Annotated in this window: 25 protein-coding genes; 21 read left to right on the top strand and 4 right to left on the bottom strand. The window is 48.0% G+C overall.

The features are described from left to right. The first annotated feature begins 131 nt into the window (after positions 1-131). Positions 132-1,157: a VOC family protein gene (locus tag QGP82_RS00950; protein WP_163703365.1), complete on the top strand. Its 1,026-nt coding sequence runs from the start codon at positions 132-134 to the stop codon at positions 1,155-1,157. Positions 1,158-1,200: 43 nt separating this feature from the next. Here the strand turns inward: QGP82_RS00950 and QGP82_RS00945 are convergent, their stop codons facing one another. Both QGP82_RS00945 and QGP82_RS00940 read right to left on the bottom strand, forming a co-directional pair. Continuing rightward, positions 1,201-2,022: a DUF1838 domain-containing protein gene (locus QGP82_RS00945; RefSeq protein WP_499056725.1), complete on the bottom strand. Its 822-nt coding sequence runs from the start codon at positions 2,020-2,022 to the stop codon at positions 1,201-1,203. Positions 2,023-2,096: 74 nt separating this feature from the next. Further along, positions 2,097-2,909, bottom strand: a complete 813-nt coding sequence (locus tag QGP82_RS00940) for an aspartyl/asparaginyl beta-hydroxylase domain-containing protein (protein WP_163703363.1) — start codon at positions 2,907-2,909, stop codon at positions 2,097-2,099. A 313-nt stretch (positions 2,910-3,222) separates the two neighbouring features. Here QGP82_RS00940 and QGP82_RS00935 point away from each other — a divergent pair, with 313 nt between their 5' ends. From QGP82_RS00935 to QGP82_RS00910, 6 genes are all read left to right on the top strand, one after another. Beyond that, entirely contained in the window at positions 3,223-4,701 is a 1,479-nt protein-coding gene (locus tag QGP82_RS00935; RefSeq protein ID WP_163703362.1) for an amidohydrolase family protein, read from the top strand. 196 nt (positions 4,702-4,897) lie between these two features. Beyond that, positions 4,898-5,938, top strand: coding sequence for a nitrilase-related carbon-nitrogen hydrolase (locus QGP82_RS00930; RefSeq protein ID WP_499056663.1), 1,041 nt, complete (start codon positions 4,898-4,900; stop codon positions 5,936-5,938). Position 5,939: 1 nt separating this feature from the next. Continuing rightward, positions 5,940-7,364 carry an aldehyde dehydrogenase family protein gene (locus tag QGP82_RS00925; protein WP_499056661.1) on the top strand — a complete coding sequence of 475 codons (1,425 nt, stop codon included), beginning with the start codon at positions 5,940-5,942 and terminating at the stop codon, positions 7,362-7,364. Between the two features lie 8 nt (positions 7,365-7,372). Further along, complete coding sequence (locus QGP82_RS00920) at positions 7,373-8,347, top strand: quinone oxidoreductase family protein (RefSeq protein WP_499056660.1); 975 nt, start codon at positions 7,373-7,375, stop codon at positions 8,345-8,347. Positions 8,348-8,382: 35 nt separating this feature from the next. Then, positions 8,383-8,829, top strand: coding sequence for a DUF3598 family protein (locus QGP82_RS00915; protein WP_163659175.1), 447 nt, complete (start codon positions 8,383-8,385; stop codon positions 8,827-8,829). A gap of 41 nt (positions 8,830-8,870) precedes the next feature. Further along, a complete protein-coding gene (locus QGP82_RS00910) occupies positions 8,871-9,689 on the top strand; it encodes an alpha/beta fold hydrolase (RefSeq protein ID WP_163659176.1) in 819 nt (272 codons plus the stop codon). Positions 9,690-9,762: 73 nt separating this feature from the next. On the opposite strand, the gene QGP82_RS00905 is transcribed toward QGP82_RS00910, so the two are convergent. Further along, a complete protein-coding gene (locus tag QGP82_RS00905) occupies positions 9,763-10,191 on the bottom strand; it encodes a RidA family protein (RefSeq protein WP_163659177.1) in 429 nt (142 codons plus the stop codon). 482 nt (positions 10,192-10,673) lie between these two features. On the opposite strand from QGP82_RS00905, the gene QGP82_RS00900 reads away from it, so the two are divergent. From QGP82_RS00900 to QGP82_RS00885, 4 genes are all read left to right on the top strand, one after another. Then, complete coding sequence (locus QGP82_RS00900; protein WP_163659178.1) at positions 10,674-11,114, top strand: response regulator; 441 nt, start codon at positions 10,674-10,676, stop codon at positions 11,112-11,114. Between the two features lie 281 nt (positions 11,115-11,395). Continuing rightward, positions 11,396-13,699 (top strand): ATP-binding protein, encoded by a 2,304-nt coding sequence (locus QGP82_RS00895; protein WP_490793310.1) that lies wholly within the window; start codon positions 11,396-11,398, stop codon positions 13,697-13,699. After that, positions 13,659-14,093: a response regulator gene (locus QGP82_RS00890; RefSeq protein ID WP_006514402.1), complete on the top strand. Its 435-nt coding sequence runs from the start codon at positions 13,659-13,661 to the stop codon at positions 14,091-14,093. Before QGP82_RS00895 ends, QGP82_RS00890 begins: the two co-directional genes overlap by 41 nt. Further along, on the top strand, positions 14,090-16,120 hold the full coding sequence (locus QGP82_RS00885; protein WP_250565928.1) for an ATP-binding response regulator: 2,031 nt from the start codon (positions 14,090-14,092) through the stop codon (positions 16,118-16,120). The genes QGP82_RS00890 and QGP82_RS00885 overlap by 4 nt, the downstream gene beginning before the upstream one ends. 127 nt (positions 16,121-16,247) lie before the next feature. On the opposite strand, the gene QGP82_RS00880 is transcribed toward QGP82_RS00885, so the two are convergent. Beyond that, positions 16,248-17,153 (bottom strand): LysR family transcriptional regulator, encoded by a 906-nt coding sequence (locus QGP82_RS00880; protein ID WP_499056658.1) that lies wholly within the window; start codon positions 17,151-17,153, stop codon positions 16,248-16,250. Between the two features lie 146 nt (positions 17,154-17,299). On the opposite strand from QGP82_RS00880, the gene QGP82_RS00875 reads away from it, so the two are divergent. The 10 genes from QGP82_RS00875 to QGP82_RS00830 all read left to right on the top strand — a co-directional run bounded on the left by QGP82_RS00875 (position 17,300) and on the right by QGP82_RS00830 (position 24,560). After that, entirely contained in the window at positions 17,300-17,839 is a 540-nt protein-coding gene (locus QGP82_RS00875; RefSeq protein ID WP_499056657.1) for a redoxin domain-containing protein, read from the top strand. 127 nt (positions 17,840-17,966) lie between these two features. After that, positions 17,967-18,374, top strand: coding sequence for an MAPEG family protein (locus QGP82_RS00870; RefSeq protein ID WP_163701933.1), 408 nt, complete (start codon positions 17,967-17,969; stop codon positions 18,372-18,374). 170 nt (positions 18,375-18,544) lie between these two features. Further along, positions 18,545-19,135 carry a TetR/AcrR family transcriptional regulator gene (locus tag QGP82_RS00865; protein ID WP_163701935.1) on the top strand — a complete coding sequence of 197 codons (591 nt, stop codon included), beginning with the start codon at positions 18,545-18,547 and terminating at the stop codon, positions 19,133-19,135. Between the two features lie 153 nt (positions 19,136-19,288). Beyond that, positions 19,289-19,702: a hypothetical protein gene (locus QGP82_RS00860; protein ID WP_499056656.1), complete on the top strand. Its 414-nt coding sequence runs from the start codon at positions 19,289-19,291 to the stop codon at positions 19,700-19,702. 141 nt (positions 19,703-19,843) lie between these two features. Continuing rightward, positions 19,844-20,455 (top strand): carbonic anhydrase, encoded by a 612-nt coding sequence (locus QGP82_RS00855; RefSeq protein ID WP_163659186.1) that lies wholly within the window; start codon positions 19,844-19,846, stop codon positions 20,453-20,455. 138 nt (positions 20,456-20,593) lie between these two features. Further along, positions 20,594-20,887 (top strand): hypothetical protein, encoded by a 294-nt coding sequence (locus tag QGP82_RS00850; RefSeq protein ID WP_499056655.1) that lies wholly within the window; start codon positions 20,594-20,596, stop codon positions 20,885-20,887. Positions 20,888-20,956: 69 nt separating this feature from the next. Continuing rightward, entirely contained in the window at positions 20,957-21,877 is a 921-nt protein-coding gene (locus QGP82_RS00845) for a PhzF family phenazine biosynthesis protein (protein ID WP_499056654.1), read from the top strand. Beyond that, entirely contained in the window at positions 21,874-22,611 is a 738-nt protein-coding gene (locus QGP82_RS00840) for an SDR family NAD(P)-dependent oxidoreductase (RefSeq protein ID WP_499056653.1), read from the top strand. Before QGP82_RS00845 ends, QGP82_RS00840 begins: the two co-directional genes overlap by 4 nt. Positions 22,612-22,647: 36 nt before the next feature. Further along, positions 22,648-23,571, top strand: coding sequence for a malate dehydrogenase (locus tag QGP82_RS00835; protein ID WP_499056652.1), 924 nt, complete (start codon positions 22,648-22,650; stop codon positions 23,569-23,571). Between the two features lie 251 nt (positions 23,572-23,822). Further along, positions 23,823-24,560 carry a serine/threonine protein kinase gene (locus tag QGP82_RS00830; RefSeq protein WP_499056650.1) on the top strand — a complete coding sequence of 246 codons (738 nt, stop codon included), beginning with the start codon at positions 23,823-23,825 and terminating at the stop codon, positions 24,558-24,560. The last annotated feature ends 59 nt before the right edge of the window (positions 24,561-24,619 follow it).

Raw genomic sequence — 24,619 nt, 5'->3', positions numbered from 1 at the left:
GACACTGGCGCTATCAGTCGAAACCCCTCCACCTACGGCACCTCCCCTTCTAAAGGGGAGGACATCCTAAAACATAATGTCAAACGAATATGTCAAACGAATATTCTCTTTATTTGCCTGACCCTTAAACAATGTCCCAAACCCCATCCCACTCCATTCAAGGTATCTATGAAGTCTGTATCGGCGTCAGAGATGCCCAACCATTAATTCAGTATTGGCAACAGTTTGGCTATACCGTTGGAGAAACCGGTAAACTATCCGCCGCTGATGCTGAGCGACTTTATGGAGTAGCATCATCCGTGCAGTCCATACGGTTACATCACCAGACGGCAGACCATGGATTGATTCGGTTAATGGTGTGGGACAGTCCCATCAATGAAGGATTAAGCATGGCCCCTATGAAGGCACAGGGCAATCGTTGGGCCACCAGTTTAACCCTGGATGTGACTAATCTGTGGAACCATGCGGCAGAAGCAGAAGCCAATGGTTTACCTATTCGCTATGGGCCACCCCAGTGGACGGTGATTTACCCCACAGCCCAGGGACGACCGTTTTTAGATCCGTTGGTGGGTGTGAGGGAAATGCTGTTATTGCAACCCTTGACACGACAGGTGATGTTTGAGCGGTTTAACTATACGGTGCCGGACTATGGTCGGCCCCAATTAGGGTCTGCATTTCAGGCGAGTCAAGTGACCCACATGGGTCTGGTGGTACAGGACGACAGCCAGGAAACTCTGCAATTTTATGATCAAGTATTGGGATTGCTGCGGGTGCAGGATGCCCTGGAGAGCACCTATGAAACAGCGCGGGGTGGGCGACAGATTTTTGACCTACAGCCAGGAGAACGATTTTGGGTAACCGCCTTTGATGATCCACGTTCATCAAAGACCGATTGGCAAGCAGCGAGATCGGGCCGGTTATATATTGTGCGATTTCCTGAAGATTTGGAGTTGCCGGATTTTTCAGAACAGTCCCGACCAGGGGTATTGGGACTGTCGTTGTATACCTATCGGGTAAAGGGTCTGGAGGAGTACCGAGTTCGGATTCACTCTAGTTCAGCTACACACGTTACTGATATTGTCACCAATGAGTTTGGGAAACAAAGCTTTTCATTTATAGCTCCAGACGGTTATTTCTGGACTTTAATCGAACAGTAAAACTGTACTTAGGGGGTAGGTCGAAGGAGAAAGTGCAGTCCCCTTAAGCACCCTCCACATCCGTCAACGGAAACTCCTTCCCCGCCAAATACTCTTCAAAATGCCGCTTAAAATATCGCCACGAAGTAACATTATCACCCTCTATCCGAGCCTCAGGCGCATGCCGATAGGCCGGAATCCGCGTCTTAATCTGCTCCTGCAAAAGCTCTGGTAACTCTTCAAACCCCGTTAACTTACGCCCACTAGCGCTATAAATCAGCTGACCCGCCCGGCCCCCCATTTTCATCCAGGGCACCCATGGTCCCAACCGATCCCACCCCAAAATTACGTTGGCAATAGACGTCGACTCAGGATTTCTCAATTCCCGTGTGGGCACCGTTAACTTAAACAACTCCACCGCCTGATAAAGCGACTGAGGGCTATACTCCACAAAACGTTCATCATTCCCTAACGGATTTGGATAGGACGTAAACAAATCAAATGCAAATGTCGTAAAATCTCCATCCACTTTCGCCCCATACTGCCCTTCAAATGGCTGCCGACCCTGCACCGGACTATTAGCCACATGCATCACCGGCACAGTCTCCCCTGTCCAAGGATTTTTCCAGCTATGCAAAATCTCATCGGTTTCTGGATCTAGATAATAGGTCAACTCCCGTGAAACAAAACTCCAGCTTTCCTCCTTATCCGGGTTGTCTAGACAACGACTCACGTTCATACCAACAATGTTGAACAGATGGATCTTCGGTTCACCCGGCGAGAAGGCATAGACTTTTCCGCTCCAGGTGAGAAACGCTTGCTCCCCTGTTGTTGTGTTGCGGATTTTAACCCAGTCGCGGGCTTCGAACATTTCTTTAGTAGTCATAAATTTAGGGTTACGGCAAGGACGATTATAGGTATTTTGGATCGATTTTCGCAAAAATCTCGCTCCTTTACCTTCTAACTCCCCAATGCTTTATCCCACTCCAGCTGATGGGCCAACCCATACTTAACAAAGTCAGCCTCGCTCGCTTTATCACTTTGACCAAATACTCCCAAACTATAAAGATTAGCCTGCATCCGCTGGGCCACCTGGATTTGTTCAAACTCAATCACCTCTTCCCTGGGTTTATCAGGCTTAAAAAAGTCCACCACCAGCACCGTTCTGTCATAATCCGTATGATTGTGGGGGCAGTGGGGATAGCTATGGTCTAACACCATAAACTCTCCTTCGTGCCAGTGGAGTTTGTCATGACAGATTTTCATTGCCACATCGCCCTTGGGTACAATCAATCCCAGATATCCCCGATACATGTGGGGATTATCGTTGGTGTGGAGCCGAATATCTAAACCAGGATGAAACGTGCCGAAGTAAACGTTTCTAAGAATATTGGCGTTTGTCTGATTAACTTGGGTGACAACTTGAGTCAATTTTGGGAAATAGGTTTCTCTTAACGCCTGGACTTTGCTTGCAGCATTGGTGGTAGTACAATCCGGGTAACCAATCTGATACGTGCGAATATAGTCGTCAATCAGCTGTCCCTGAAATAGAATACCGAAGGCACTATACTTTTTTGCCCCCTTCGTTCGAATGGTTTTGCTTTGGGGTCCCATCATCTGGGCCGCAATGGATTGCTCAGCAGCCGAGCTTTGGGCCATAAAGTTAGAAAACTCCTCTCTAATAGCTTGCCAGTCTGCTTGCAAACCATGCAGAAATGGAAACTGTTGGGGGTCTTGATGATAGTCGTTAAAATCTTTTTTAAGTGCTTGCATATCCCTCTTACATATCCTTGTATGTTGTTACTTGTTAAGAAAATAGAAGATTAATATCTTGGTGGTCTTGCTGTCATTAAAAATTAGTTCACCTATCTAAGATTAATCATGGGTACTAACTTAAGCTGAAACTCCTGTTCTGGTCAGGAGTCAGAAGTCAGGAATCAGACGTCAGAAGCCAGAAATCAGTGAGGAGCTATTCTGACTCCCTGCATTTTTAATTCTATCCTGAGAAAAACATTTCGCTTTGAGTTGATACCCTTAATCATAACGAATTGATGGATTCAGATTTTGATTCAGATCGAGGGGCGCTGTGACTGAGATATCAGGGCTAGATACATTAATCAAGCATGTGAGAGTGGTGCGTCCAAATCAGTCATCAGTAGAACTACTGGATTTGGGCATCAAAGATGGGAAATTCACCCAAATTTCTCCAGAGATTAGTCCTGAACAGGCAAAGGAAGTCATTGATGGCCAACACTGGCTAGGATTTCCTGGCTGTGTGGATGCCCATATGCATATCGGCATTTATCAACCCCTGGAACAGGATGCTGTCGAGGAAAGTAAGGCAGCGGCCATGGGAGGTGTGACCACCAGTCTCAACTATATGCGCACAGGGCAGTATTATCTGAACAAGGGGGGTCCCTACCGGTCATTTTTTCCAGAGGTCCTGGCACGGTCAGAGGGTAACTTTTTTGTGGATTATGGTTATCATCTGGCCCCCATTAGTCCCCATCACATTGATGAAATGTCGTGGCTGTTGGACCAGGGGGTGACATCATTTAAGATTTTTATGTTTTATGGTGGCTATGGTCTCCATGGGCTTTCCGATCAGCAAAGTCTGTTTTTGATGATCAATAAGGAAGATCGCTACGACTTTGCCCATTTTGAATTTATTATGCGGGGGTTGACCCGTTTGCGGCAAGCGCATCCTGAAGTACAGGATAGCCTGAGTTTAAGTCTTCATTGCGAAGTAGCCGAGATTTTAAATGCTTACACTAAACTGGTACAACAAGATACTAGTCTCTCTGGCTTGAAGGCCTACAGTGCTGCCCGTCCACCCCACTCTGAGGGACTGGCCATTTGTATCGCGTCCTATCTGGCCCATGAGACAGACTGTGTCAACATTAATTTGCTACATCTGAGTTCCCAGAAAGCCTTGGCAGCCGCGTTAATGATGCAGAGCACTTTTCCCCACATTAATTTTCGACGGGAGGTGACCGTGGGCCATCTGTTGTTGGATGTGGATGCACCAGCAGGTAAGTGGGCCAAGGTAAATCCCCCGATCCGGTCTCGACAGGATGTGGAATTTCTCTGGAACGCGGTATTAGCGGGTCAGGTGGACTGGGTTGTCAGCGACCATGCCTGCTGTTCTGCAGAGAAAAAAGCCAGTCTTAAGGACCCGGAGAATATTTGGCTGGCTAAATCAGGCTTTGGTGGCACTGAATATTTACTCTCAGGGGTGTTTAGCGAAGGTAGTAAGCGGGGGCTACCTTATCATCGGATGGCGGAGCTGCTGAGTTGGAATCCAGCACAGCGATATGGACTGTTTTGTAAGGGAGATATTGCGGTTGGTTATGATGCGGATCTGGTGTTGTTAAACCCAGATGAGACATTTGTTGTCCAGGCGGATGAATCCCCATCGCAACAGGGATATACCCCCTTCGAAGGGGTGGAGTTAACCGGACGGGTAAAACAAACGTTTTTACGGGGGCAGTTAATTTATGATCGCGGTCAGGTGATGGGAACACCCCAGGGTAAGTATTTGAAACGGCCCCTGGCACTCTCGTAAATTAGTCTCTTTTAGAATTCGGAGGTTTACTGATGCAGGCTGTAATAACGAAGTTCGATACTTCATCCCCTCCTGGAAAGGGCAACGGGATGGGTTTCGATCAGTAGCGCTAACGGTTAACTCACCCCGGCTGATCAGCATCCCTACCGAGAGGGGATGTAATTGGAAATCTTTTAGGATTAAGAATTCATTCTTTATGGCATCCCCATCTACTTCAAATGCATTTACGGCCTTAGCTATGCAGCTAAAGTCTGAAGCGGTTAATCGGGCAAGGACTTCGTCCGAGGCACGGGCAATTATGGAAGGCGCGATCGCAAAACTGGGTCCTCAAATCGCTGCGGCCCGTGCCTTTATCGGTGCCGACTGTCGTCTGGTAGTACTACCAGAATACTGGCTCACCGGCTTCCCCATGGGAGAATCGATTATTGAATGGGGCACCAAGGCCTGTCTCACCATGGATGATCCCATTTATGGAACATTGGGAGCGATTGCCCAAAAACAGGGAATTTTTCTGGCAGGCAATGCCTACGAATTGGACCCTAATTTCCCCGATCTCTATTTTCAGAATTGTTTTGTGCTAAATCCCTCAGGGGACATGGTATTGCGGTATCGCCGCATTAATTCTATGTATGCCCCCACCCCCCATGATGTGTGGGACAAATACCTCGATATCTACGGCATTGAAGGAATTTTTCCGGTGGCCAAAACCGCCATTGGTAATCTGGCTGCCGTTGCCTCCGATGAGATTCTTTTTCCTGAGGTGGCCCGTTGTTTAATGCTGCGGGGGGCTGAAATTCTGCTCCATCCCACCTCTGAAGTGTATGGCAATGCGCGGGCTCCCAAGGAAGCGGCCAAAGTCTCTCGGGCGGTGGAAAATATGATGTATGTGGTCTCGGCCAATACCGCTGGCATTGCCAATACGCCCATTTTAGAAGCCTCGGTGGATGGGGGCTCGAAGATTATCGACTACCGGGGATTAGTGTTAGCGGAAACTGGATCCGGAGAAAGTATGGCCGCCTATGGCGACATTGATCTAGAGGCCCTGCGTCGGTACCGGCAACGCCCCAGCATCAAGAACCTGCTGTCCCGACAGCGCCTGGATGCCTATACTACACTCTATAGTCAGTCTTCCATTTACCCAGCCAATTCCATGGCAGCCGGTGGGGTGGAGCGCAGTCACTTTATCGCCACCCAGAAAACAGCCCTTGAACGATTAACGCAGTTGGGGGTTATTTGACATGGTCACCTTTGACACAGTCACCATCGCCGTACGCAATCCCCGCACGGGCCAACTAGATTATGAGATGACTCCCCCCACGTCTGAACAGTTGACCACCACCTGTGGACATCTACGCCAGGGCCAGCAAGATTGGCACACCAAAGGAGTGAACCATCGGATTGAGGCTTTGCAGGCATGGAAACAAGCATTGCTGGACCGCAAAGACGCCTTAATTCAGGCAATTGTGGCAGATACGGGCCGACTCTCGGAATCTATCTTGGAAGTGGACTCATTTCTCTCAGGGCTGGATCGCTGGTGTGGGCTGGCACCGGACTTGATCGCACCAGCCCCAACTAAAACAGCGGCGGTTCCCTTTATCCAACTGCGTCCCCAGGTAGTGCCCTACGGTCTGGTGGGGGTGATCAGCCCCTGGAATTTTCCCCTGTTGCTAGCCACCATTGATACGGTGCCGGCACTGTTGGCGGGCTGTGCTGTAGTTGTTAAACCCAGTGAGATTGCCCCCCGCTTTATTCGGGTGATGATGGCTGCGATCGCAGCCGTTCCCGCCCTTCAATCTGTCCTCACCTTGATCGAAGGAGCCGGTGAAACCGGCGCAGCCTTGATCGACCAGGTGGATCTGGTTTGCTTTACCGGCAGTGTCGCCACTGGCAAAACCGTGGCCATGGCCGCTGCCAAACGCATGATCCCCGCCTTTTTAGAACTGGGCGGTAAAGACCCCGCCATTGTGTTAGCCTCCGCCGATGTGGACCAGGCTGCCACCGCATTACTGTGGGGATCGGTGGTGAATGCCGGACAGTCCTGTTTGTCCATTGAGCGAATTTATGTGGATAGAGGGATTTGCGATCGCTTCGTTGAAACCCTGGTCCAAAAAGCGAAACAGCTTAACCTGGCTTATCCCAAACCCAACAGCGGTCAAATCGGCCCCATCATTGCCGCCAGACAGGCCGATCTGATCGCAGATCATTTACAAGATGCCCGCCACAAAGGAGCCATTGTCCACTGTGGCGGTACCGTTGAAAACCTGGAGGGTGGTCTATGGTGTCGCCCCACCGTGCTCACCCAGGTCAATCACACCATGAAAATTATGACAGAAGAAACCTTTGGCCCAATTATGCCCATCATGCCGTTTGACACCATAGATGAAGCCATCCAGCTGGCTAATGATACCGTTTACGGCCTCAGCGCTGCCGTATTTGCCGGTTCAGCAGATGAGGCCCAGATCATTGGCCAACAGATCCAGGCCGGGGCCATCAGCATCAACGACGCCGGATTAACCGCCCTGGTCCACGAAGGCGAGAAAAATGCCTTCAAGTTATCGGGACTGGGGGGATCTCGCATGGGACCCGCCTCGATTCAGCGATTTATGCGCAAACAGGTCTTTTTAGTTAAAACCAGCTCGATTCACGATCCCTGGTGGTTTTAAAGAAAATTATGAAAGCATGTCGTATTCATCATTATCAGGGTCCCACATCTGTTCAAGTTGATCAGATAGATGTGCCAGAACCTGGTCCTGATCAAGTTAGAATCCGAGTGCGGGCAGCAGGATTGAACAACTCTGACCTGCAAACCACCCATGGCACCTATCGGGGGTATGGGCATCAAGGATTACCTCACATTTTGGGACAGGAGGCTGCCGGAGAAATTGAGGCTATCGGGTCTGGTGTCACTGAATTTACCCCTGGAATGCGGGTCTTCGGCCATGTTAGTGGAGCCTTTGCCGAGACTGCCCTGGGACCCGCTGCCGAATTCCTCCCACTGCCGCAGACTATCCCGTTTGAGGTGGCTGCCAGTCTCCCTATTGCCTATCTCACAGCCATAATGGCCCTGGTTTGCAAAGCAAATCTGCAGGCAGGTGAGTGGGTCTTAATCCATCCCGGCAGCGGTGGTGTGGGCACCGCCGCCATCCAACTTGCCCAATTGCTAGGAGCCCACGTTATTGCCACTGCCAGCTCTGAATCAAAAATCACCCATTTACAGGATTTAGGCGTTGACCATGCCCTCAATCACCGCACGCAAAATGTCGTTACAGAGGTACAACGTATTACAGAAAATAAAGGTATACAGGTAGCTCTAGACGGCGGCGGCCAGGTCACCTTGCCACAATGTTTAACAGTTGTTGCCAATGAAGGTCGCATTATCTCCTATGGATATACAACAGGTGTGGAAGCAACGCTGCCGCTGGTCAAACTCATCGGTCGTAATGTACAGCTATTTGGCATTGCCCTCTGGTATAACCAGCATTATCGAACCACCTTAACCACCCTGCGTGATTTGGTGGTTCCCGCTATTGTTAACGGTCAAGTACAGCCTGCTATCAATGTGGTTCAGGGCCTGGAGTGTGTGCCACAAATATTATTACAAATGGAACAGAATCATCTTATGGGAAAAGTTGTTATCGTTCCATAATTTTAGGCTGTTTAGTAAAATTAGGAGCCAGTCAAATGTCTGCAATCAAAGAAGGAATGCCCGTTCTCACTCGCCATGAAGGCCAATGGACCGGAACTTACACAGTGGTTGATAATGATGGAAAAATTCTCGATCAACACCAATGTCTGATTACCTGCGAGTTTCCAGACGACCAGCCCCATCCTTATTTTCAAACCAATCGCTACACCTGGGCCGACGGCAAAGTAGAAGAATATCAGTTCCCTGGTATGTATCGAGATAACAAGCTCTGGTTTGACACCGAACGCATCGAAGGCAAAGCCTGGGACGCAGACGATTCCATTGTAATCCTTTGGTTTGCCTACAAAGGAATCCCAGATGCCTTTGTCTACGAAATGATCCACCTGAGTAAGTGCAACAACCATCGCGCCCGCACCTGGCACTGGTTTAAAAATGGAGAAATCTATCAACGAACACTAATCAAAGAAGCACGAATTCAGTAAGAAAAGAAGATTTACACGTGTTTGATTCCTGGAGACATCCCATGCAACCCATCAAACGAGCCTTTCTAGATACCGCCGATGGCCAAATTCACTATCGCATCGGCGGCGAAGGCGAACCTCTCCTACTACTCCACATGAACCCCCGCAGCAGCGACGAATACCGAGAACTGATGCCAATTTTGGGGCAACACTATCAGGTAATTGCCATGGACGCCATGGGCTTTGGCGATTCCGATAAACCCCCCAGAATGTACACGATTTACGACTATGCCAAAACCGTAATGGCATTACTGGACGAATTAGACATTCAAGAAACCAACATTCTCGGCAACCATACCGGTGCCTTTATCGCCGGAGAAGTCACCGCCGCCCACCCTGAGCGGGTCAACAAACTGATCTTAGGTAATGTCCCTGGCTTTGGAGAACAGGGCAAAGCCAGACTCATGGAACTATTTGAACAGGGCTTTAAGATCCAAGACGATGGCTCCCATCTCATGCAACGATGGCAGGCCCGTTCCCGTTATATCGGCACGTCTGAGCTCAACCATCGCTGGGTATTGGACGACCTCAAATGTTTTGGTCACCCCCTGTACGCTGTTTGGGCAGTTGCACAATATTGTCTAGAAGCTGAGGAAAGATTAAAACAGGTCAAATGCCCCACCCTGATCTTCTGGGGCTTAGACGATGTCAAAGAATTCGAAAGACTGGGTCTCTCCAAACCAGAAGACAGATTTTTTGTTAGCCAGGTAATCCCCCATGGTAAGGTGATCGACATTCCCGAGGGAACTATCTGCATGATGAGTCAGATGGCCGAAGAGATTGCGAATATGGTACTTGATTTTTTGAAAGGTGCAGTCTAATGAGGGGTGATAGAGTGATGGGGTGATGGAACACTCCCCTACTCCATCACCAATCTTCCCTCACCGCCAACAACTAACTCCCCAACACCGCCGTACACTTAATCTCAACAATCAGCCCTGGTGTAGATAGGGCCACAATCCCCATACCAGTCCATGTAGGGAAGTTCTTTGTGAAATAACGATCTTTTACCTGAATAAACAACAACAAGTGAGGAATTTTTAAATCCTGTGGATTCTCTATCGGAGTATCAACAACATGATACGTAATCATCTCCACCACATCATCAAACGTGGCTCCTGCTGATGATAGAACCTTTTCCACATTCTTAAATGCCTGGTCAAATTGAGCTTCTGTGCCCTCCACCACCTGCATATTTTCATCTCTTCCCACTTGCCCTGAAATATATAAGGTATCTCCCACTTTTATCCCAGGACAATAGCGATATTTTTCATACAAAATTTCCATTCCTTCAGGAATTATAATCTCGCGCTTAGTACCCATAGCAAAATCCTCACAGCGGTCTCTAGTGGCTGAATTGTAATGATTGAATTGATTATAAACGGTGCCCTGGGAAACAATTTAATCCGAGTATCATCCTATGCCTGAAGAAGAATTTGTTCTCCAAGGAAGCCTGACTACCCAGGTTAGACAGATGACCCCAGGCTGTGTTTTTGGCAGCCAGCCTTTATACCCCATGCTCCCGCTTATACAGAAACAAGATACTTTGCCCTAGTACATGGCGGTAATCCCCACATTTCCTATCGTCCGTGGATACCGCCCTTTCATAGCCACTATCCTTGGGAATGGAATCAGAAAGAAAAGACTGCCTACCCAACCAATTGACTGGCATCTTAGTACATTAAAAATCATGAAAATTAATGTGCTAGATGAGTTATGGGAGGTCATAGCCAATGAATCAAAGCTAGTATCTGAACAATTTTGTTGCCCAGTTGGGCGTCAAGGTATGGGGAGCTAGGATTGCTATGGATGACCGTAAACGCGAGCGACTGGTTTTAGTAATTGACGATCAGCCAGAGCATTTACAAATTATTGAACAGGTCCTCACCAATGGCACTGTTCCTTGTCACATCGTTTCTATCGCTGACAGCCATCGGGCCATCGATTTTCTGCGGCATAAAGGAGATTATCCTCAGGTGCCGCGCCCTGATTTAATTTTACTGGACCCACAATTAGCAGATGGCAAAGGCCAGGCTGTTCTTTCAGAGGTGAAAACAGACGTGTCTCTCCGTCGTATTCCTACGATTGTTCTCAGCCCTGTAGCTGATCAGACTAACGTCATCAGTAACTATCAACTGCAGTGTAATAGCTATGTGATTAAACCTCAGGATTTAACAAGTTTAACCGATGTCATACAGGTGATTGAATCATTCTGGCTTAACATTGTAACGCTGCCACTGGAGTAAACACTTCAGCCAAAATGAACTAAGCCAATTAAGCATCTATTTATGTGTAAAAAGTCATGATAATTGTTGCGATTGAGAGAGTAGTTTAGTCGCCTCAACACATGACTACGACAGCATTTCAAGAACTCCCTATTTATTTAACAATTCAAACAAGGCACAGAGAGAGACCTGGGATATTCTGCAAGGTAGCTGTCAATAATTGATGGCGTTGCGCCTAGCGAACAGTGCCGTGCTGATCGTTCGTTTGGTGTTCACTTCACTGATCATCTACGGAGGACAGTATGATACATACAAATCTAACTCAATCAAGTCCCAACCTGGCAGCCTTAAAACAGCCATCAATCACCAGTCTGACAAAGATTCAACCCCATGGGGTTGTGTTGGTGCTAGACCCCAATGACCTGACCGTATTGCAGGCGAGTACCAACACAATTGATGAATTTGCCTTGGACGTCAGGGACGTCATCGGCAGGCCTTTAGATGAAATTCTCGATCCTTTCCAAGTTGATCAATTTAAGGTAGGACTGACAGAAGAGAAGTTAGATTTTATTAATCCGGTCAAGATATGGGTACGCAGAGAAGGGGATGATTATCAGGTATTTGATGCTGTCTTTCATCGCAGCAACGATGGCTTTTTAGTGCTTGAACTTGAGCCTGCCCTTACCCAAGAAAATATTCCTTTTTTAAGCTTTTATCACCTGGCTAGGGCCTCAATTAATCAGCTGGAATCTACAGCGGAGCTATATGCGTTTTGCCAGGTCATTGTCCGAGAAGTGCGCAAGGTGACCGGGTTTGATCGGGTTATGCTCTACCAGTTTGATGATGATGGCCATGGTGAGGTGGTAGCAGAAGAAAAATGTGAGGACATGGAGCCGTATTTGGGGCTGCATTATCCCGAATCGGACATCCCCAAAACAGCTCGCCAGATGTTTCTCTCCAACTGGATTCGGGTAATTCCCGACGCAGCGGCTACTGCGGTGGATCTCTATCCTGCTAAAAATCCGGTGACGCAACAGCCTACGGATTTAACGCACTCGATCCTGCGTAGCGCCTATTCTTGTCACTTGGAATATCTCCACAATATGGGTGTGGGGGCTTCATTAACAATTTCGTTGATGAAGGATAACAAGCTATGGGGATTGATTGCCTGCCATCATCGAACCGCTAAATATGTTCCCTACGAACTCCGTAAAGCTTGTGAGTTTTTAGGACGGGTGATCTTTTCCGAGATTGCCACCCGAGAGGAAGTTGCCGATCATGCCCACCGTATTCGGATCGCCAATGTCCAGTCCAGCCTGATTGAGGCTATGTCCCAGGCGGATTATTTTGTTGAGGGTTTAACAGGCGATCAAGCCAGCCTGCTGGAGCTGGTTGGCGCTAGTGGGGCAGCCGTTTACTTTGGTAATCGGTGGACTTTAGTGGGAGCCACCCCGTCAGAAAATGAGCTGAACTATTTAACCCAATGGTTAGGGAAACAGCTAGATGATGATATTTTCTACACCGATGCTTTACCCCTAATCTATTCAGATGCCCAGCGTTTTAAGCATTTAGCCAGTGGGTTATTGGCTATTCCCATTTCTAAGCGCAGCTATGTGCTCTGGTTCCGTCCAGAGGTGATTCAAACGGTCAATTGGGGCGGTGACCCTAACAATGCCTATGCTGTAGAAGAATCTGAACAGGGTCTAAAGCTCTCGCCACGGCAGTCGTTTGCCCTGTGGAAAGAGACTGTGCGATGCAAGTCACTCCATTGGAAACCAATCGAAATTAAAGCAGCGTTAGAACTGCGCAAGGCTGTTGTCAATGTAGTTCTACGCCAGGCCGAAGAACTTGCCCTATTGGCTCAAGATCTAGAGCGATCTAATGCGGAATTAAAAAAGTTTGCCTACATCGCCTCCCATGATCTACAGGAGCCTTTGAACCAGGTAGCCAATTTTGTGCAGCTATTGGAAATGCGCTATAGCGAAGAACTGGACCAGGACGCCAAGGAATTTATCAACTATGCGGTGGGGGGTGTGCACCAAATGCAAACCCTGATCGATGACGTATTGCTATACTCCAAGGTGGATATCCAAGGGATAGACTGTGCCCTAACAGAAGTTGATGTAGCTTTAGAGAAAGCTTTAAAGAATCTACAGGGACGAATTCATGAAACGGGGGCAGTTGTCACCTACGACACAATGCCGACGTTAGTGGCTGACGGCACCCAACTGATGCAGCTATTCCAGAATTTGATTGGTAACGCCATTAAGTTTCGACGTTCTGAAGTGTCTCCCACCATTCATGTGGGTGTAGACCGTGAGGAAGATAGCTGGCTGTTCTCAGTACGGGATAATGGCATTGGTATCGATCCTGAATTTTTTGAACGTATTTTTGTCATTTTCCAACGGTTACATACCCGTGATGAGTATCCTGGCTCAGGTATGGGCTTAGCCATTTGCAAGAAGATTGCTGACTGTCACCGAGGTCGTATCTGGGTGGACTCTGCAGTAGGTCAAGGCGCGACATTCTATTTCACATTGCCAGTCGGAGGTCGAGATCGTACCAGTGGACGCAGGACGCAAAGTTATTTTCTTGATCGAGGATAATCGGGGCGATATTCGCCTGATTCAAGAAGCCCTCAAACACGCGGGTACCGCCTGTGATATTGCTGTCGCTAGAGACGGTGTAGAAGCTATGGCCTACCTGCGTCGCGAGGGCGACTTTCAGCAAGTCAAGATGCCTGATTTAATCCTTCTTGATCTCAATTTACCTAAAAAAGATGGTCGAGAGGTCTTAGCCGAAATCAAAGCTGATCCCAAGCTTAAACATATTCCAGTGGTCGTATTAACGACATCGCGCAATGAAGATGACATTCTTAATAGCTATGACTTACATGTCAACTGCTACATTTCCAAATCTCGTAATTTAGCTCAGCTATTTACCATCATCCAAGGAATTGAAGAGTTTTGGCTGAAAACCGCTACGCTACCCAAACTTTGACCGATCCTAGACTAGGGACTAGCACCCGAGTGTTATTGATTGAAGATAGCGCTGCCGATGCTCGACTTCTACAAGAGTTTCTCAGGGAAACCTTATATGATGAGTTTCTCTTGACCCATGTGGAACGTCTTGGTAAGGCGCTACAGCAGCTACAGGACAACACCTATGATGTTGTTTTGTTGGATTTGACGTTGCCCGATAGCGATGGCCTGAGTTCACTGAATGCGCTCCTCCACCAGGCACCCAGCGTTCCGATTGTGGTTTTAACCAATACCAACAATCCTGAGCTTGCGGTTGAAGCTGTGCGCCAAGGGGCGCAAGACTATTTGATTAAACGACAAATGCACCATGAGGTGTTGGTGCGATCGCTCCGCTATGCCATTGAGCGCAAGCAGCAGGCCGAGGCACTACGGGCAGCCAATGAAGCCTTAGAACATCGGGTGCAGGCACGGACGCGGGAGTTAGAGCTGGCCAATCAGCGACTACGCCAGGAGGTCAACTATCGTCAAACGGTGCAGGAGCGGCTAGCCCTGGCCCAAAAGGCGGGTAAAACCGGCATTTTTGAATGGAATATTCGCTCCAACGAAGTTACCTGGAGTGCAGAATTAGAGGCACTTTATGGGGTATCTCGGGGTGACTTTGATGGGTCCTATGATAATTGGATCAAGGCAATTCACAGTGAAGACCGGTCTCGGGTCGAGCAAGATTTATGGCGCTCTGTCACCGTGGGCAAGGGTCTCAACAGTGAGTTTAGAATCTCCCACCCCAGCGGTATTCGATGGATTAGTGTCAGCAGTCGCATTTTCAACGGGGAGGATGGCAAACCCCTGAGAATGTTAGGCATCCATTTGGATATTACTGAAAAGAAACAGCTGGAATCTCAATTTTTGCAGGCCCAGCGACTGGAAAGTCTAGGGGCGTTAGCCAGTGGCATTGCCCATGATCTTAACAATATTTTGACTCCTATTTTGGCCGCTGGGCAATTATTACCGATTACCCTGGAGACCATCGACGAACGGTCGCAGCAGCTGATTGAAACCTTAAACTGTAGTGCTCAGCGGGGGATCAAACTCGTCCAGCAAATTCTCTCATTTGCCCAAGATGGCAAGAGTGTTAGCAGTGTCCTATCCATCGGCGATTTGTTAGCAGAGACAAATCAGATTGTAAAACAAACTTTGCCTCAGTCTATAAATGTTCATGTTGAGGTGCCTGCCGATCTATGGTTGGTCAAAGGTAATGAGACACAGCTGCACCAGGTATTCATGAATCTCTGTGTCAATGCCCGAGATGCCATGTCCGAGGGGGGCATCTTGCGGGTCTCTGCAAAAAACTTGGTGATTGATGAGCCCTATTTACAAATGCATGGTGATGCTACGCCGGGTCCCCATGTGATGGTGACCGTGACAGATACGGGCACAGGGATTGCACCAGAAATTCAAGAACATATTTTTGATCCGTTTTTTACGACCAAATCCACCGGTCAGGGTACGGGGCTGGGGTTAGCCGCTGTGCTCAATATTGTGAAAAGCCACAATGGTTTTATCACGATGCAAACAGCGGTGGGTGAGGGCAGTCAGTTTCATGTTTATCTGCCCGCTGATCCCAATTCTGTTTCGGTACCAACACCACCGTTAGAATTGTTGTGCGGTCACCAAGAGGTGATTCTGGTGGTGGATGATGATCCGGCAATTTGTAAGGTGATGCGGCTGTCGTTGGAGACCTATGGGTATCAGGTGCTGATTGCTAATGATGGATTGGGTGCGATCGCAATGCTAGCCGAACACCGCGCTTTAGTACGCTGCATTTTGATCGACCTGATGATGCCAGATATGGATGGTCAAACTGCTATTCCGCTGTTGCAACGGCTTCAGCCTGAGGTGAAGGTGGTGGCCATGACTGGAGCGATTATCCCAACGCAGGCAGATTCGGTAGCGAACGAATTAAGGTTAGATGGCACCCTAAATAAACCGTTTACTACTCGAGATCTACTCATGCTGCTGCAAAAAGTCCTCGTCTCCCAGGGATGAGTTCATCCCAAGAACAGCCACTAGTGGCTGCAAAATATGCAGGTAACATAAGGCATCAAGGCATACATTCAAAACGTCGAATGCAGCGTCAAAGCCGCCATCGACTGTAAACTCACCCCACCAAAAACTAAAGAGCAGCATGCTCCTTTGACTGCCAATCATAGCTAGCAGCAAAATGGCAAAACTGTTCCACCAGCTCAGACTGCTGATGTGGCCGCCATTTTAGTCCAATGGTGCGCTCAAAGTCCAAATCTGAAACCGGTAGATACACCATACCCGGTATCCCCTGCCAGTAAGGCATAATACACAGCCCCAATCCTGCCTGAATCAACGAAAACACCCATTCCTCATGGCTCGCCCGATAAACAACCTTAGGACGAATATGAGCAGCATCCAACATCTGACATTCCTGGGGAAAAAACTCACAATTAATCCGGTCAATAAACGGTTGCCCCTCCAGCTCCGCCAGACGCACTGAAGTCCGCTGAGAAAACGGATGGCTGAGCGGCACCGCTAACCGCAACGGCTGCCGAAAGAGCACAGTAGACGTCTGAGAATCAGCATGAACCACCGGTTGAGATACCCCACGCAAACTCAACACCGTTAAAACAACATCCACATCCCCTCGCTCTAACCCATCCTGCAACGTCTCCAGCGTGCCATCGTGTAACTCAACCGTGATATGGGGGTAATGCTGCTGAAAGGAACTGACTAAATTAGCCAAAACCGCAACGCGCATCGTACTCAAAACACCCAGACGCAGCGTAGTCTCATCATTAAATCCCTTCAGCTCATGCAAAGCCGCCTGGTACTGCTCCATAATCACCTGGGCTTTCTCCATAAAAGATCGCCCTGCCGCCGTCAGCACCGTGCGCCTCCCCCCGCGCTCAAACAAAGATACCCCCAACTCCTGCTCCAATTTCTTAATCCCGGTGGAGAGAGAGGGCTGGGACAGATAAAGCCGCTCAGCCGCTCGTGAAAATGTACCTGTTTCAGCAATTGCCAGGAAATAACGCACTTGATATAAATCCATCTATAGGTACCTTCTATAGGTTTTATACTCAGAATAGCCTTGTTGAATAGTTTAACCTGGGACACCATTAAGGAGACAAGGGCAAACGATAACTTCTCAAAGCCCTTATCCCTTAACAACGCGAACATTAAACTCAAACAACAATTATGACAGCCACTGTAAATGGAACCTCTGCCAAACTGGTCATGGGGCATACAGCTCCTGCTTTGGAAGTGAACACATTGAACCATGGCCTTTGGAATCTGACTGACCAGACGCCTGAAAACTACACGATGATAGTTTTCTACCGAGGTCTGCATTGTCCTGTTTGCGTCCAATACATCAGCGAACTAGAACAAAAACTCAATGCCTTTAGTCAGCTCGGTGTCACCGTTATTGCCATTAGTGGCGATGATCAGGAGAAGGCGGCTCAATTGCAAGCAAAAACTAACTCACAACAGCTAACGCTGGGATATGGCCTAACCTATGACGATATGCGCCGTTGGGGGCTATACCTAAGCAAGGGACATTTTGATAATGAGCCCACTCTGTTTAGTGAACCCGCCCTTTTTCTGATCAAACCCAACGGTCATATCTACCTAGCTAACTTGGGCACCCATCCCTTTTCCCGCATCAGCTTTGACTTCCTAATTCAGGGATTGGAATACGTCATTCCCAACAACTATCCCTTCCGTGGCACTGAATAGCCATAGAAATTTTATTGATCGATGATCAGCTGATCGGACAATCCCCTTCTCTGAATTAATTCAACAGAAGACTGTGATCCTCTGTATGTGAGAGGATCACAGTCTGATAACTCATCAGGAGAAAATCATGAACTCATCCTTGTTTTATCTCGCTGCCAGCGGCATGCTGTGCGTCCTCCTTTGGACCCCCTATATTCTCAATCGAGTCTTTGTATGGGGCATTCCAGCATTTGCCAGCAACTATCCCAGCAAAAAGTTCCCAGCCGAAGCCCCGGCAATTCCAGTATGGGCAGAACGGGCCCAACGCACCCACCTCAACATGGTTGAGACCTTACCTGCCTTTGCCGCTGTCGTGCTTGCAGCTTATCTAACCGATGCTAACAACGACATTGTTAACATTTGGGCCGCTGTCTTTTTCTGGGCCAGAATATTCCACGCTAGTGTTTACATTCTGGGTGTCCCTTACCTGAGAACCCCCACCTACCTAGTCTCTTGGGCTGCAGTACTGATTATTGGCGCTCAAGTTGTCTTCTAAATATCAATGGGCAAGTGGTTTGTCTATTATACATGTCACACTCAAACCCCTTGCCTCGTCTTCTTTATGCCCCCTACAAGGAGATGAATACCCAGTTGCCACCCACAAAGTTCCTGACAACCATGAGTCAGTCACTTGACTTTTAAGACGACCGGTCATATAATAAGCCCATGGCTAGACCAAAACGCAACGACAATACTCGAGAAAAGTTACTGGACCAAGGCATTAAGCTGTTTATGGATCAGGGCTATCATGGCACTGGCATCAAGGAAGTTGTGGATTTAGTCAAGGTTCCCAAGGGGTCTTTCTACAACTACTTTGACAGCAAAGAACAGTTTGGGGCTGATGTCATTCGGCACTATGCCAGGTGGGTTGTGACAAACATGGCCGCTTGGCTCAATGGTTCAGAGGACAACGCACTGATTGCCCTTGAACAGTTTTTTGAGCAAGAAATGCAGCGACATCAGGAGGTGAAAGCAGGCTGCATTATCGGTAATTTAGGAGCAGAGTTGGGGGCAAGCAGTGAGCGATGCCAACAGGCCATGATTGAGGGATTTGCCGCCATGAAAAACCAGTTTCTCCAAACCCTGAAGCGGGGCCAGACCCAAGGTTCAATTCGGCATGATATTTCTGCCGAAGACCTTGCAGATTTTTTGATCAATGCCTATGAAGGCGCTTTACTGCGCATGCAGGTCGAACAATCGGTAGAACCCATCCGGAAATTATGGCAGTTGCTCAACAGTTATTTGGTGGCTCCCTAAACCTCTCCACAATCCATGCAAGAACGCACCTGCGTGTGTCCAAATTTAGATAAATAGCGAATATCCTGCATTGGCCGCACAGCTGTGCGGCCCTACATTGAGAAATTATCGTTATTTTAAGACGACTGGTCGTATTTTAATCATGCAACAATCATGAAAAACACACTGCAATGGAAAATTCCAGGTCAAGAATTTGAAGACGGCAGTCTGGTTACTGACTGGAAAAAGATCGAGGGGAACCCCTGGCATCTTCAAATAGAGAGTCAGTATGAGATGACATTTGATATTTACGAACATGACGGTCAGTTCTGGAAGCTGTATCAGGCTCGTTGGGTGATAGAAGGGACCACTGGATACCTCTATCGCTATGGTGGCCAAGCCTGCCGCATGACTCAGGTGCAGTACAGGCAAACGGTGCGATCGCCCCATTCTGGGTTATTAAAACAGGCTGGAGATCTAGAGTGGGTTCGAGTCTACGAAGTGGATAAGCGGATTCATCAGGTGATGCGGATTGGGAAAATAAATCCGAAAGATGACAACAGCGTTTTTGTTGAAAAATTGGCGTAATGAGGGGAGCAATTTAAGGTGTTAGCGGTTAACCCACCCCGTTTCCCATCCCAGAAAGGGATTAGGTTTTGGCTTCATATTTAGGCCCAGGGCTTAGTTCAGCTCAAATGAGAAAATTTATTAACCCAAAGGAGTTACATCATGAGTTCTACAGTACCAAATTTTGATGCTTACATCTTCTCAAAACAACCTAACTACCATGAACCAACGGTACGTCAGGAATTTGCCAAGGCCGTACCAAATCTGAGAACAATTGTGGTCTATTGTTATGATCCCAGGGTGATTGAAATTCCCATCGCTGTGGCAGAAGAATTTGACGAGGTGTATCCGGGCACTATTGTCACCGATGTCCAGGGAAATAAAGTTGCTTCGTCGGCCACTCTCTTTGAAGTTGTTGTGGCCGGGGGGCGAGCCGTGGATGCACTGCGCTCAATTACAGTGGCACAACATTTATTTGGCATTGAGAATATTGTCATCGTCCATCATACCTATTGCGGAGCCACCACATTCACACCGGATGGGCTGATCGAGGCCTATAAACGTGAACATCATCAGGACATTGCGGCTCTTTATGAGCGGGCCAGCATCTCCATTGGTGACTTTGCCACATCCCTGAAGTATGACACTCGCTTAGTCAGGGAATCGAAAGGTACACCCAAACATGTCAACATCTACGGCTATGTCTACAACACTGACACCCATGGGCTGACAAAGCTTGTAGAAGACAAAGGATTGGTCACAGCCAACCCCTAAAGCTATGAAACAGACAGATCGAGAAGTTGTTGTTATTACTGCGATCGCACTCACCCTCGCTGTCATCATTCAACTCTTTTCCATAGTCTAAATTTCACCCCACTATACCAATTAGTCATCCTGATTAAGGAGACAGTCATGAAGTCCTCCTCATTTTCAAATCGGTTGGCGGATACTGCTAAAAGTAGATCCCATCAGCAGACTCCGGCAACCTTCACCAAAAACAGAATTCAAGCAGCCTTTATGGCAATGGCTCAGACCGTGGCGCAGTTTTTGCACGATCAAGTGAGCACTGAACCCGTGGTTTCAGAACACCAGGATAGAAACGGTGAGCGCTACTACCGAATCTACGATCCGCTGGATGAGAAAATGCATTACTTCAGCTCAGAAAACGAGGTTCGCATCTGGTTAGATCAACGACACTACCGATAAAATCGTCCAGGAATCTCGCTTTCTCTGTTACCCGGCCCAACGAACAATCCTTACCTACTGGAGTGCTCTATGCGTTACCGTTTTTACACCGTTGATGTTTTTACCAAACATATTTTTGGCGGTAATCCCCTGGCTGTTTTTCCAGAAGCAGACGGGTTAAAACCAGAGCAAATGCAGCGGATTGCCAATGAGTTTAATTTATCTGAGACTGCATTTGTTCTGTCGCCAGAGACCACAGAGGGAACCTATCGCCTGAGGATTTTCACCCCAGGCACTGAGTTACCCTTTGCCGGACATCCCACCATTGGTACGGCCTATGTACTGGCAGCCATCGGCAAGGTGCCTTTAAGCGAAAATAAGACAACGATTATTTTCGAAGAAGGCGTTGGCGATATTCCAGTTGTCATTCATAGCACCAATGGTCAACCCACCTTTGCACAGTTTTCAGCAGCTCAACTGCCAGAGTTTGGCCCAGAGCCTCCCCCTTTGGCTAAGCTAGCTTCTATGCTGTCTCTCCAACCGTCAGATTTACACGCAGATAACTGGACACCTCAGGCGTTATCCTGCGGGGTACCATTTTTGTTTATTCCGATTTGCGATCGCACCACCCTAGCCAAAGCGCAACTCAATCTCACCACATGGGAAGCAACATTAGCCTCCTATTGGGCTCCCCACATTTATCTGTTCACCCCTGATCCAGAATTAGAAGGCTCCGATTTTCGAGCCAGGATGTTTGCACCCGCCATGGGTATCCAAGAAGATCCAGCCACTGGAGCCGCCGCCACCGCTTTTGCAGGCTATCTGGGCCAAACTGCAAAACCTGGAAAATTACGCTGGGTGATTGAACAGGGATTTGACATGGGACGGCCCAGCTTTCTAGACATTGAGGCCGATAAAGACGGTAACAAAATATCTGCCATTCGCGTTGGTGGAAATTCAGTTCAAGTCAGCCAGGGAGAGATAACCATTCCATCAGGAGATAACCCATGACTCAGCCAATTTGTTTAATCACAGGGGTGGGAGAGGGGACAGGAGCCGCAATTGCCCGCCGATTTGCTAAAAGTGGCTATCGGTTGGCCATGCTTGCCCGTAACCGCGAGCGGCTCCGGAAACTTGAGCAGGAAATCCCTCAGGCTCACGCCTATGGCTGTGATGTGAGTAATTTAGAGGAATTACTCACCACCGTAAAACATATCCAAGCAGAGATGGGACACCCTTCTGTGCTAATTCACAATGCCGTTAGTGCTACGTTTGGAACGTTTCTAAACGCTGAGCCGGAGACATTAGAACATAATTTTCGAGTCAATACGACCTCTCTGCTTTACCTGGTGCGTCAGCTGGCACCGCCGATGGTGCAAACGGGTAGTGGCACCATTATTGTGACTGGCAACACAGCAGCCCATAGAGGAATTCCCACCTATGCTCTCTTTGCCCCCACGAAAGCGGCACAGCGGATTTTAGCGCAGTCCCTGGCCCGCGAGTTGGGACCCAAAGGCATTCATGTAGCCTATCTGACCATTGATGCTGCGATCGCAACCCCCTGGTCAAAAGATCTACCTGTTCAAGGCCTCAACACTCACCCTTTGAACCAACAAATAACAATTTCTAAAGAGTTCTTCTGCCAACCAGTTGATATTGCCGAAGAAACATTTCACATCGCCCATCAACCCCGATCAGCCTGGTCCTTTGATGTAGAAATTCGTCCTTCCACTGAAAAGTGGTGAGTAGAATTAAGTAGTGTATGCAGGAAACTACAGGCCATGAAAATTTCTGTCATTGGCATCGGTAAAGTCGGTTCAACCATTAGCTTTGTTTTAGCAAAAGGCGGTTTAGCATCCGAATTAGTGCTATATAACCGCACCAGAGAAATTGCCCATGCTGAAGCCATCGATATTCAGCAAGCTGTAGCTCTCACCCCCTATCGACTTGTGGTCCGAGATGGTGAATTAGAAGACACTGCTAATTCAGACATCATTGTCATTGCAGTCAGTGCCCCGATGCCTAAAAACATGATAAACCGCAATGAGCTGTACTTGCAAAACACTCAAATCATGCAAACGTTGATCCCGCCTCTGGCGCGCTATAGCCCGAACGCTATTTTTGTGAATGTCAGCAATCCCGTTGACGCATTAACTTACCAAATCTTACAGATTGCTCGACAACAGTCTGAGGAAATCAACTGGCAACGGGTAATTGGCACTGGCACACTTATTGATTCAGCCCGATTTCGTGATCTGTTATCCACTCAACTAGGTATCCACCCTGCCGATATCAACGCCTATATTTTAGGAGAACACGGAGACAGTCAATTTGCCGCTCTTAGTTCGGCTACAAGCGGTGGTGCATTAATTGATGCCAATCCTTTACGCCAACAGATGGTGGAAAAGGCGAAACAATCAGCATGGACTATTTTCAAAGCTAAAGGGTATACCAATTACACGGTATCTTTAGCCATGGAGATGATTGTACGCAGTATCGTAGAGGATTCGCGATATACCCTACCAGTGACGGTATTAATCGATGGGTACTGTGATGTATTTAACTGTTGCCTCAGTGTGCCTTGTGTTGTTGGCCGCCAGGGTGTTCATTATCGTTTGGAAACTCGACTGAATGAGGCGGAGGTATCGGCTTTCCAGAATTGTGCGCGAGTGGTTCAACAACAAATCCAGTGTGTGCACTTATAAACTGGTAAAGATATCTCTTAAAGATTTCACGTTCAGGTTAGTTAATGGAAACCACGATATTCTGGAGAGGATATAGAGCCAGAGATTCAATCCAATATCCTATTCGCTGTGATCAAAGGTGACCATCTTAGACAACCTGCAAAGAGTTTTATCTATTCTTACTATCTATATATGGGCGCAATCAGCTAGCTCCAACTTTAGAACGTGGCCTATATAATGGCTGCAATGCCCCCATATCGATCTGGTCAGCCATGCATAATCACTACAGCAAGATGTTCTTGTATGACAGAGCTGATTATTCAACCAGCAGCCCTGTTGTGGATAATGTGCTGCTCAACCAGTCGATTAAGACTCTGGTGGCGATGATTGAACAAGAACTGCGTCCTCAGGTTAGCCTTAAAAGTATTAGGCCCCATGACCCCATTGAGGTCAAGCATATTCCGGCTCCGTGGCAGTTGTTAGGTACGGGCAACTATGCGGCGGTATTTACCCATCCCGACTATGCCGATTTAGCCGTCAAGATCTATGCCCCAGATCGCCCTGGTTTTGAAGATGAAGCCGAAGTTTATCGCAGAATAGGCATTCATCCCGCTTTCTCTCAATGTTTCTACGCCCGAGATAATTTTTTAGTCCTTAAGTGCCTAGAGGGCGTCACCTTATATAACTGTCTACACCAGGGTCGACGCATTCCTAAACAGGTGATTTTAGATATTGATCAAGCTTTAGACTATGCTCGCAGTCGAGGACTACGCCCCCACGATGTCCATGGTAAAAATGTCATGATACAACAAGGCCGGGGCCTTGTTGTTGATATTTCAGACTTTCTGCGAGCAGGTTCTGGTTTAGCCTGGGACGATCTAAAGACATTTTACTATTGGGTTTATAGACCTTTTCTCTCGCCTCTAAGGGTTCGTATTCCTCTCGCCTTACTGGACATCAGTCGGGGGGTTTATCGATTTCTACGCGTTTTGCTAAAGCGCAAAGCTTAGGGGCCGTTTATTAATCGGCCTACACCACAGCTATGAATTTATACACCTTTTGTCTTGGT

Origin of the sequence: Leptothoe sp. LEGE 181152 (assembly GCF_032906605.1) — a bacterium.
Lineage (GTDB): Bacteria > Cyanobacteriota > Cyanobacteriia > Phormidesmidales > Phormidesmidaceae > Leptothoe > Leptothoe turfae.
Note: the sequence above shows the minus strand (reverse complement) of the source record. Positions and strands in the feature narration are given on the sequence as shown.

Bases quoted from the DNA above. Each gene is read 5' to 3' on its own strand.
- QGP82_RS00950 (WP_163703365.1), top strand. From the start codon at position 132: ATGTCCCAAACCCCATCCCACTCCATTCAAGGTATCTATGAAGTCTGT.
- QGP82_RS00945 (WP_499056725.1), bottom strand. From the start codon at position 2,022: ATGACTACTAAAGAAATGTTCGAAGCCCGCGACTGGGTTAAAATCCGC.
- QGP82_RS00940 (WP_163703363.1), bottom strand. From the start codon at position 2,909: ATGCAAGCACTTAAAAAAGATTTTAACGACTATCATCAAGACCCCCAA.
- QGP82_RS00930 (WP_499056663.1), top strand. From the start codon at position 4,898: ATGGCATCCCCATCTACTTCAAATGCATTTACGGCCTTAGCTATGCAG.
- QGP82_RS00925 (WP_499056661.1), top strand. From the start codon at position 5,940: ATGGTCACCTTTGACACAGTCACCATCGCCGTACGCAATCCCCGCACG.
- QGP82_RS00920 (WP_499056660.1), top strand. From the start codon at position 7,373: ATGAAAGCATGTCGTATTCATCATTATCAGGGTCCCACATCTGTTCAA.
- QGP82_RS00915 (WP_163659175.1), top strand. From the start codon at position 8,383: ATGTCTGCAATCAAAGAAGGAATGCCCGTTCTCACTCGCCATGAAGGC.
- QGP82_RS00910 (WP_163659176.1), top strand. From the start codon at position 8,871: ATGCAACCCATCAAACGAGCCTTTCTAGATACCGCCGATGGCCAAATT.
- QGP82_RS00905 (WP_163659177.1), bottom strand. From the start codon at position 10,191: ATGGGTACTAAGCGCGAGATTATAATTCCTGAAGGAATGGAAATTTTG.
- QGP82_RS00900 (WP_163659178.1), top strand. From the start codon at position 10,674: ATGGATGACCGTAAACGCGAGCGACTGGTTTTAGTAATTGACGATCAG.
- QGP82_RS00895 (WP_490793310.1), top strand. From the start codon at position 11,396: ATGATACATACAAATCTAACTCAATCAAGTCCCAACCTGGCAGCCTTA.
- QGP82_RS00880 (WP_499056658.1), bottom strand. From the start codon at position 17,153: ATGGATTTATATCAAGTGCGTTATTTCCTGGCAATTGCTGAAACAGGT.
- QGP82_RS00875 (WP_499056657.1), top strand. From the start codon at position 17,300: ATGACAGCCACTGTAAATGGAACCTCTGCCAAACTGGTCATGGGGCAT.
- QGP82_RS00870 (WP_163701933.1), top strand. From the start codon at position 17,967: ATGAACTCATCCTTGTTTTATCTCGCTGCCAGCGGCATGCTGTGCGTC.
- QGP82_RS00865 (WP_163701935.1), top strand. From the start codon at position 18,545: ATGGCTAGACCAAAACGCAACGACAATACTCGAGAAAAGTTACTGGAC.
- QGP82_RS00860 (WP_499056656.1), top strand. From the start codon at position 19,289: ATGAAAAACACACTGCAATGGAAAATTCCAGGTCAAGAATTTGAAGAC.
- QGP82_RS00855 (WP_163659186.1), top strand. From the start codon at position 19,844: ATGAGTTCTACAGTACCAAATTTTGATGCTTACATCTTCTCAAAACAA.
- QGP82_RS00850 (WP_499056655.1), top strand. From the start codon at position 20,594: ATGAAGTCCTCCTCATTTTCAAATCGGTTGGCGGATACTGCTAAAAGT.
- QGP82_RS00845 (WP_499056654.1), top strand. From the start codon at position 20,957: ATGCGTTACCGTTTTTACACCGTTGATGTTTTTACCAAACATATTTTT.
- QGP82_RS00840 (WP_499056653.1), top strand. From the start codon at position 21,874: ATGACTCAGCCAATTTGTTTAATCACAGGGGTGGGAGAGGGGACAGGA.
- QGP82_RS00835 (WP_499056652.1), top strand. From the start codon at position 22,648: ATGAAAATTTCTGTCATTGGCATCGGTAAAGTCGGTTCAACCATTAGC.
- QGP82_RS00830 (WP_499056650.1), top strand. From the start codon at position 23,823: ATGCATAATCACTACAGCAAGATGTTCTTGTATGACAGAGCTGATTAT.